The sequence below is a fragment of the Mesorhizobium sp. M1050 genome (genome assembly GCF_040318715.1).
In the GTDB taxonomy this organism is placed as follows: Bacteria; Pseudomonadota; Alphaproteobacteria; order Rhizobiales; family Rhizobiaceae; genus Mesorhizobium.
Genome location: NZ_JAMYMV010000130.1, coordinates 1 through 7785 on the forward strand (window position 1 = coordinate 1; position 7785 = coordinate 7785).

Here is a 7785-nt window from a genome sequence, read left to right on the forward strand (position 1 = left end):
TCCTCGGCGAGGTCACGTCAACCGAATGCCGAAATTACTTCACCGAGGCTGGCTATGCCCAACCTAAATTCATCCCGCTCTAGGCGCTGGTTTCCCGTAAGTTCCGACCGTTATGAGCAAGCAAGCAAGACGTTCCGACGCTTTGGCGCGTGGACGCTGCTATTCGCCTGGCTGCCGGTTGTCGGAGATGCCTTCACCATTGCGGCAGGCACGGCACGTGTGAATCTTGGGGTGTTCGTTGTTCTTGTCGCAATAGGCAAGGCCGCACGCTATGCGGTGATCATTGCGGGAGGATTGTGGGCGATGGCGTGATCAGCCGGCTTCGTCGTCGACGGCAAGCCGCACGTTCCCTTGCCGCGAAGCGGTGTTCGACTTCCCGAAGAACATGCTTCGCATGACACCGTCGCGAAACAGCACGAAATGAATAAACGCAGCCAGGATGTGAACGCCGACGAAGCCAAGCAGTATCCAGACCAGCTTTGCGTGGATGAACGCGAAAGTCCTTGCCGCGCCGACGGATGGCGCGAGCGGCACAGGCAAGGCTCCGAAAAGCCGCGCGGGAGGCATCAAAGGCATTGGCCGGTAGCCCAGCCATCCCGTCATCAGGACGGCGAGAATCGTGACGTAGAGAAGCACGTGGAAGAACGAAGTCGCAAATCGAGCGGGCCGTGAAGTTTGTCGGACAGGGGGCCGGGTGAGAATGCGCCAGCAAAGCCTGAGGACGATGATGGCAAGGATCGTCACGCCGATCGACATGTGGAGCGGAAGCCAGTTCATGGTCGCCATCCCCGGCCCGTTCATCGGTCCGAAGGCAATGGCGATCTGCGCCGCGAGCGCGATCACGGTTAGCCAATGCAGAAGACGAATGCTGAGATGCCAGCGCAAGCGAGGATTCTCTCTCAAATTTGAGGCCCGTCGATCGTCACATGCTCGCATGAGGCGTGATGGCGTTACCCTCTCCAATGGACCTAATCTGGCAAAAAATTATGGCGGTTCTTTACTGGACCCTCGATAACTATTGGAATCATGTCGAGCGGATGGCCGTTTGGCCGGACGAATTGCTTTCCAAGCTGAGCAATGATCCTTCCCTCGTGACCGTGCGAAACTCACCAAGCAGAACGGTGCCTACATCGCCAATGGGTGCATGCCAACGCTGCGCGCCGTCTACATCATGCCCGCAAGACCGCCCTCATTCACTCATGATCTGCAATACGTCCTGCCTGACGATTTCGATGCTGCGCAGGCTGAGCAGGCGGATGACGCCCTTGTCCTTCAGTCGCGTGAAGACGCGTGACACGGTCTCGATGGTGAGGCCCAGGTAGTCGCCGATGTCCATGCGCGACATCGGCAGCTCGACCTGCTGCAATCCGCCTTGCCGCTCCGCCATATCGACCAGGAATGCAGCGATGCGTTCAATGGCATTCTGGCGCCCGAGGACCAACAGGTGTTCCTGCGCTCTCGTCAGGCCCTTAAGCGCCAAAGGCAGCAGCTGGCGGGATATGTCCACGCCCCCCGAGGCAGTCCGGAAAACCCGAACACTGGTGGCGTTGATCGCTTCGGCGAAGAAATGATGCGTCGTGCCGGCTTCAAAGCCGAATGTCTCTCCAGCCAGGTGAAAGGCGCTGATCTGCCGGCGGCCATCGGCAAGCAGGCGATAGATTCGGACAGCGCCGAACTCCACCTGGTAGAAGGCCCCGGCCGTCTCGCCCTGGGCGTAGATTTCCGTGCCGGCGGGATAGAAGCTGAGTGGCTGCAGCGCTGTAGCTTCAACGGTCTCCGCCAGCCTTGGCATGGCGAGCCGTGACGGCACCAAAATTCTGGAGGTCGCATAGGCGTGCATGGCTGTTTCTCCCGGCTTGATCGGTGACACAGCAATCGCGCGAATCGAGAGATCGTGAAATTCGGTTATATCCCTACGGGAAACTACCTAGGCCGCGGCCGGAATAGCGCGGTAAAGCGCTTGAACTTCGCGCGAACTTGGCCCGCTTTCGACGGACCAAATGCGCGCCAATTCAGGTGCGTTTCTTTCTACTTGCCCTGGATCAGGTCCATGACAGGCGGAAACGTCAGCAATACACCCACCGCCAACAAGGCGAAGGAAACAGAGACGACTTTTACCATTTCCACGTTCTTTTCGCCCCACCTGCGCGAAAGGATAAACCAGGCAACCAACCACGCGACGACCGCGCTGGTCGAGACGCCGGACAGGCCACCGGTTGGCTTGTAGAACGTGAAGAAGTGATTGAGGGATGTAAACGCATCGCCGGCCAAGGCGAATATCCCCATCGCGGCAGATCCAATTCCGGCGGCCAGGATGGCGGCCGCACCTGGACCATTGGGAACCTCTTTAGTCCTGATAGGCGTGATATTGGCCATGACTATTGGCCCTCCTGTTCACCAGCGATGATCTCGATCATTGCGCCACCACGTACTGGAGCGTACTTGTTGAGAAACGCTCCAAAGGCTCCCGCGACTCCTGTTGCAACGAAAGCAACGACGGCAAAGCCGATGACGGCAGTGCGGATTTGCTTCTGCTTTGCCAAAGCCGGCCCGTATTTAGCAAAGACATAGGCGACCATGGTCATGGCAATTGGGGCAAGCCAAGCCACGTGTTCCTTCCACTCCATGCCCAAGCTATGCCACGCGGACGTCTTCGGGCTGGAGGTCAGTAGGAACTTCGGGTAATCGGCCAGATCGGTAACCCCTTCGGGCACGACCGCCCGGTACCATGGGTATACAATGTAAGCACCCGACAGTACCGCACCCCAGGCAAGGACGACCATCACCGAGAGGTAAAGCAAAAGCAGATTGTGTTCTCTGATGGTTGGGACCGACGCGGCTCCAGGCGCGGACATTCGATAGAGCTCGGCAAGCGCTGCCGAAAACGCCAGCATAAAAAGCGCCCCAAAACCCATACCGTGGAACACTGTCATAAGATCGCGAAAAGAGATTTCCATGATGTCACCTCCTACGTCGACATGATTTCGATTAGAAACCCCTGGGGCATTTCCGCTTTGATCAGGATCAATTCGTGATGATCATCGTCAATGGCAGGGATTAGCAGCTGTACTTGAGCAATACTGATGACGATTTGGAGGATGGATCGCGGGACTGGCAATCCGCGAAACACCGGCCCGATCGCCGATCTGCTCACCGGGGAGCACTCCTCCGGGAAGCGGCAAAAGGCTCTGCCCTTTCAGCGACGGCCTGGCCAACCGCAGCGACAAAGGCATGCGCATCGATGTTGACGGAGATCAATTATGGCCGGGATCATTGCCCGTCGGATGATGGTTCAATTGAGGACAGGCAATGCAGACGAATGAAAACGCCTCGATACGACGCCAGCGTCAACACCACCGGCTGCTGCCCCAGGTTCAATCCCGAGGGCTGGGACGGTCAGGAACTGCAATTCAACGACAAGCGATTCGTCAATGCCATGAACCGCGGCGTCATGCATATATCGATGAACATGGGCGAGCAGTTCGGGCGCCTCGCGTGCCCCTCTCGTCCATCACCTTCCCGTCAGGAGGCTGTGCGCAGGGTTTCGGAGGCATCGCCATCGGAAAACCTTCTCAACTCCGCGACGATATCGGCAGGCTTCCGATCAGCGCCGACCTTGCGCCAGGTGGATTGAGTGCCATTTCTCCGTAACTGTCGCGAGAGGATATCTATGGTGGCGTCGGAGGGACCCCCTTTGCGCTCGCTGACCCGTTGCCAGAGAACAAGCGGATCCGCTTCCAGCCAGAATCCGGCGACAGCCACGCCCCTGTCACGTGCCGCCTTCTCGATAAGTTCACGATCGGCGGGCCTGTCAAACACGGCATCAGCGACAACCGATCCACCCTCCGCAAGGATCAGGCCGGCCCGCCATGCCATTTCGCGGTAGACGCGGTCGGAGACTTCTGGTCGATAGGCTCTATCCGGCAGCCTGGTTTCGGCCGGCACTCCGTGCATGGCCTTGCGGACGCGGTCGCTTTCGACAATGCGGGCACCGGGCGGCGCACCGATATGGGCGGCGAGCGCCTCTGCAATGGTCGTCTTGCCCGAACCGCTGAGGCCACCGATTGCGATCAGCCTTGGAGGCCCGCGTACGAGCAGAGTTCGAGCGAGTTCGAAATAGGATCTGGCCTCGGCAATCAGTCTGTCGGAATCGGCGCTGCCTTCCTCGACCTGCGTTGCGGTGACATGCGCGCGCACCGCGGCTCGAACGGCCATGAAAAAGGGCAGGAGGATGAAGCCATCCTCGTCGTCGGCCTCGTCGAGATAGCGGTTCATCACCAGATTGGCGAAGTCCGGAAAGCCACGGTGCCAGAGGTCCATCAACAAGAAGGCGAGATCGTAGAGTATATCTATGCTGGCGATCTGGTCGTTGAATTCGATGCAATCGAAGAGGCGGGGTTCGCCGTTGAAGAGACAGATGTTGCGCAGGTGCAGGTCACCATGGCACCTGCGGATCTTGCCGGCTGCTCCGCGGCGGTCGAGCAATCCGGCATGGCGGGCGAGGGCGGTGCGGAAGGCGTCGGCAAAAGTCTCGATCTCGGCTTTTGTGAAAACGTGGCTGGTCGCAAAGCCGGCCTCGTTGATGTCCAGCACGCCCGAAAGATTGGATGAGCCGCTGCCATCGTGGATCGTCGGGGCGGTACGGTGGTAGCCGACGATCATGCGGGCAACCGCGGTCATCAGCGCCGGCGACAATTCTCCGCCAGTTGCCATCTGATCGAGAAGCTTTGACTGATCGAGGCGGACCATCTCGATCGCTGCATCGACCATTCGGCCGGCGCCATCGAACGCAAGTTCGCCGTCGGCCTCGCGTGTGATGCGACGCACACCCAGATAGAGGCCGGGTGCGGTCTTCGAGTTCAGTTCCACCTCTTTTTCACAAGCAGCCAGCCTGAGCGCCGGCGTCGAGAAATCGACATATGGCAACTTGACCGCGCGTTTCATCTTGTAGGCGCGTTGGCCGACCAGAAAAATAAGCGAGATATGAGTTTCGATCGCCTCGACCGACCCGGCCGTGTCATATGAAGCAGGATCGAGCAGAAAAGCGACAGCGGCTTGCTGGTCTTCAACGATCATGTCTGCCTCCTTTGTGCCGGTGTTGCGCGCCGGCGTCCCGCATCAGCGCGCTAGTGCTGCAGCGTCTGGACATAACCAGCCAACCCATGGATACGTTCCGTGGTGACGATTTCTCCACCGTTTTGGCCGTATTTCCTGGTATCGCCAGGAAGGAATTGGCGCCCCCAGACCGGCATGTCGCGATCGCCATGCTCCGGCACCGTGATGCGGCCGTCGATCACCGCGAAAACGCGCCTGCACAATTGGCACTGTGGAACGTCTGTCAAAGATCAGTCACTGCCGAGGGCACTGTGCGAATCTTGTACCCTGTAAGGGGGCTTGGTAAATGCAGGCCGAACTCGCGCAACAATTCCTCGCGATAGCGCACGAACCTGGTTTCGCTGCGGTCGCGCGGACGTGGCAGGTCGACGTCGATCAACCGCGCCGCACCGCCTTTCTCCTTGGGCAGGATCAACACCCGGTCGGCAAGATAGATCGCCTCTTCCAGATCATGGGTGACCATGACCATGGTGACGTTCTCCTCGCTCCAGATGCGAGCCAGTTCTTCTTGCATGCCGATCTTGGTCATGGCATCGAGAGCGCCTAGCGGCTCGTCGAGCAGCAGGATCTCGGGCTGCACCGTCAACGCCCGGGCAATGCCGACGCGCTGGGCCATGCCGCCGGAAAGCTGCCGGGGAAAGGCGTCGGCGAATTCGGCGAGACCGACGAGCGCGATGTAGAAGCGGGCCTTCTCCTCGGCGTCCGCCTTCGCGACGCCCCGCACCTCGAGACCGAAGGCCACATTGCCGAGTACGGTCAACCACGGAAGCAGGCGCGGTTCCTGGAAGATCACCGCACGCTCGGCGCCGACACCGTCGACCGGCTTGCCGTCGATCGCGACACGGCCACTGTCGGCGGCCTCCAGCCCGGCAAGGATGCGCAGCAGCGTGGTCTTGCCCGACCCGCTGGCGCCGACGATGACCAGGCATTCGCCAGAACGGACATCGAGGTTGAGCGTGCGCAGAACGGCAAGCTGACGTCCGCCGAGTGTGAATGATTTCGACAAGTCGCGGATCGAGACCTCTCCACCGCCTTTGGTGCCAGTCATTTCAGTCCCCAGTCCATCTCAGCTGTCAGTTCGTCTTGGTTTCGCCGCGCCGATACAGAATGTCCGCAGCCTTCAGTTTGCCCTTGGTCAGGCGGCCGTCCCGCTCCAGTACGCTGACCCAGAAGTCGATGTCGCGATCGGTCGCCTGTGCCCCTTCGCGCAGACCAAAGCCGGTCCAGTAACGGGCCAGGTCGCCATTTTCGCCGCGCTTGTCGAGGATGCTGGCGAGCACCTTGCGCGCTTCGTCCGGGTTCTGCCTCGACCAATCGGCGGCGCGGGCAGACTGTTCGACGAAGTGGCGGGCAGCTGCCGGGTTGGCGGCGATAAAGTCGCGCCGCAGCACGACGAAGCCGCCGGCGAGCTCGCCCAGCACGTCCGTATCGTTGAACACGCCGCGCACGCCGCCATTGGCGACCAGCGCGCCGGCGAAAGTCGCCTGCCAGTAGCCGAGCCCAGCAATATCCACCTGATGCGAGCGTAAGGTCTGCTCGAGCTGTGGACCAGGCACGACGACGAGGTTGGCGGCATCGGGCGGCAGACCGACGCTGTGCAGTGCTTCGCGTACCGTATAGTCGAGATGGGCGCCGAGTGTGTTGACCGAGATGGTCTTGCCGGCAATATCGGCGATCGATTTGATCGGGCTGTCCGCGAGCACGTAAAAGACGCTTTTCACGTCCTTGTTGATGCCATTGCTCGGGTAAGCGGCGACGAAGTCGTTGCCGCCGGAGATGGAGTTGATCACAGCGGCCGTGGCTGCCGAACCGAGATCGACGCTGCCGGAGGAAAGTGCAAACAGCGATTCCGGGCCGCCGGTGGCGTAGCCGACATTCTCCAGCTCGACACCGAGGTCCTTGTAGTAGCCGAGCTCGTCGGCGAGCTCATGCGGGGAGATGCTGCCGCGGCTGGCGAGATAGCGGAATTTGACGGCTGCGGCTTGCGCAAAAGCGAAGCGGGGCAGGCCGGCGGCGATGATGCCGGCGGCAACGGGAGCGCTTGCAAGCAGGGAACGGCGCGTGATTTTCATGATCCGGTCTTTCCTAGGATGAGAGGAGGGGCTGCTCAGTTGACGGGATTGCTCCAGCGGCACAGCCGCCGCTGCAGGATAACCAGAACCTGGTTGGCGATCAGGCCGAGGCTGGCGAGGATGACGATCGCCGCGAACATCAGCGGGATCTGGAAATTGTACTGCGCGTTCATCACCTGGAAGCCGATCCCCTTGTTGGCACCGATCATCTCGGAGGCGATCAACAGCAGCAGTGCCGTGGTGGCGCTGAGCCTCAGTCCAACGAAGATCGACGGCACGGCGCCGGGCAATACGACGCGGCGGAACACGGTGAGCCGCGTCGCGCCGTAGACACGCGCCATCTCGAGCAGCTTCGGATCGACTTCCTTGACGCCGCTGGTGGTGTTGAGCAGCAGCGGAAACAGCGTCGCCCAGAAGATGACAAAAATCTTGGAGGTTTCGCCCAGCCCGAGCAGCAGGATGAACACAGGATAGAGCGCCAGTGCCGAGGTCTGCCGGAACAGCTGCAGTATCGGGTCGAGCGCGGTCTCGACCGCGCGCACCTGGCCCATGAACAGACCGAGCGGAATGGCGACCGCGACGGCTGCTGCGAAGGCAA

Annotated in this window: 10 protein-coding genes and 1 pseudogene; 2 read left to right on the top strand and 9 right to left on the bottom strand. The window is 60.6% G+C overall.

What is annotated here, in order from left to right:
* A partial coding sequence (locus NKH57_RS32800; protein WP_502907366.1) for a YqaA family protein occupies window positions 1-312 on the top strand: 312 nt, incomplete at its 5' end.
* Here the strand turns inward: NKH57_RS32800 and NKH57_RS32805 are convergent.
* From NKH57_RS32805 to NKH57_RS32820, 4 genes are all read right to left on the bottom strand, one after another.
* Window positions 313-885, bottom strand: coding sequence for a cytochrome b (locus NKH57_RS32805; RefSeq protein WP_352486376.1), 573 nt, complete (start codon window positions 883-885; stop codon window positions 313-315). It abuts the gene before it with no gap.
* A gap of 304 nt (window positions 886-1189) precedes the next feature.
* Window positions 1190-1840: a helix-turn-helix domain-containing protein gene (locus tag NKH57_RS32810; RefSeq protein ID WP_352950482.1), complete on the bottom strand. Its 651-nt coding sequence runs from the start codon at window positions 1838-1840 to the stop codon at window positions 1190-1192.
* 188 nt (window positions 1841-2028) lie between these two features.
* A complete protein-coding gene (locus NKH57_RS32815) occupies window positions 2029-2376 on the bottom strand; it encodes a hypothetical protein (protein ID WP_352950484.1) in 348 nt (115 codons plus the stop codon).
* Window positions 2377-2378: 2 nt separating this feature from the next.
* The gene (locus NKH57_RS32820) at window positions 2379-2957 is read right to left on the bottom strand and encodes a hypothetical protein (RefSeq protein WP_023757314.1); all 579 of its coding nucleotides are present in this window, start codon (window positions 2955-2957) and stop codon (window positions 2379-2381) included.
* Between the two features lie 362 nt (window positions 2958-3319).
* Between NKH57_RS32820 and NKH57_RS32825 the strand changes: the two genes are divergently transcribed.
* On the top strand, window positions 3320-3634 hold the full coding sequence (locus NKH57_RS32825; protein WP_352950496.1) for a hydrolase: 315 nt from the start codon (window positions 3320-3322) through the stop codon (window positions 3632-3634).
* Here NKH57_RS32825 and NKH57_RS32830 read toward each other — a convergent pair.
* The 5 genes and pseudogenes from NKH57_RS32830 to NKH57_RS32850 all read right to left on the bottom strand — a co-directional run.
* Window positions 3523-5076, bottom strand: coding sequence for a bifunctional aminoglycoside phosphotransferase/ATP-binding protein (locus NKH57_RS32830; protein ID WP_352950486.1), 1554 nt, complete (start codon window positions 5074-5076; stop codon window positions 3523-3525). The genes NKH57_RS32825 and NKH57_RS32830 overlap by 112 nt on opposite strands.
* A 50-nt stretch (window positions 5077-5126) precedes the next feature.
* The gene (locus NKH57_RS32835; RefSeq protein ID WP_352950488.1) at window positions 5127-5297 is read right to left on the bottom strand and encodes a hypothetical protein; all 171 of its coding nucleotides are present in this window, start codon (window positions 5295-5297) and stop codon (window positions 5127-5129) included.
* A gap of 104 nt (window positions 5298-5401) precedes the next feature.
* A pseudogene (locus NKH57_RS32840) lies at window positions 5402-6163 on the bottom strand (ABC transporter ATP-binding protein); the annotation flags it as partial.
* 25 nt (window positions 6164-6188) lie between these two features.
* Complete coding sequence (locus NKH57_RS32845) at window positions 6189-7187, bottom strand: ABC transporter substrate-binding protein (protein ID WP_352950492.1); 999 nt, start codon at window positions 7185-7187, stop codon at window positions 6189-6191.
* 35 nt (window positions 7188-7222) lie between these two features.
* Window positions 7223-7785: ABC transporter permease (locus NKH57_RS32850; RefSeq protein ID WP_352950494.1), on the bottom strand; the 563-nt coding region annotated here is incomplete at its 5' end.